This is a genomic window from Oleiphilus sp. HI0043 (assembly GCF_001634935.1).
Window position 1 is genome coordinate 1 of the sequence record NZ_LWEY01000655.1, and the last position, 829, is coordinate 829.

Genomic DNA, 829 nt, shown 5'->3' on the forward strand with positions numbered 1-829 from the left:
AGGTGGCTTGAACTCACAAAACTCTCAATTACCATCTGGTCTCCAGCTCGGTACGGGTGTCAGGATCGAAGGGACGACTAAGCAATTTACCCAAGGCTCCTTAGAAGTGACTGACCAGGCTCTCGATTTAGCCGTTAATGGTAGAGGCTTTTTCCAAGTTATATTGCCAGATGGCTCGACCAGTTATACCCGAGATGGGCAGTTCCAGGTTAACTCAGATGGCCAAGTCGTCACTGCTGGTGGCAACCTATTAGAACCCGCCATCACTATTCCACAGAATGCTTCTTCAGTGACGATCGGCGAAGATGGCATTGTATCGGTCAGTATTTCTGGTGAAACCACTGCACAGCAAGTTGGCCAGATTAATACGGTCGACTTTATTAATCCCCAAGGTTTGAAAGCGCTAGGGAATAACCTGTTTGCTGAAACTGAAGCCAGTGGTAACCCTCAAGGGGGCACGCCGGGCTTGGCAGGTTTTGGTGAGGTTAAGCAAGGCATGCTAGAGCAATCGAACGTAGATACGGTGCAAGAGCTGGTCAGCATGATTACTGTCCAGCGCGCCTATGAAATGAACTCAAAAGTTGTGTCTACGGCTGACCAGATGCTCCAGTACATTGGGCAGAACCTGTAATACGCGCTTAGTTGTTTGAGGGGAAGGTGATTATATGAGGCAGATTAATCAAGTATTCAAAGCAGTGCTAGGCCTGAGCTTGGTCGTGTTGACTAGTGCATGCAGCATCATGACTCGTGAGCACCCTTTGCCCAATGACCCGGCTTACGCTCCTGTACCTTCGAGTGCGCTGAAATCAGGTGAAATGGTGACGGGGTC

The 829-nt window shown here is 49.5% G+C and carries 1 protein-coding gene; it reads left to right on the forward strand.

The window, feature by feature from the left end:
* Nucleotides 1-631 (forward strand): flagellar basal-body rod protein FlgG (gene flgG / locus A3729_RS07855; protein ID WP_068633576.1); only part of this gene is annotated, 631 nt, incomplete at its 5' end.
* Nucleotides 632-829: the final 198 nt, after the last annotated feature.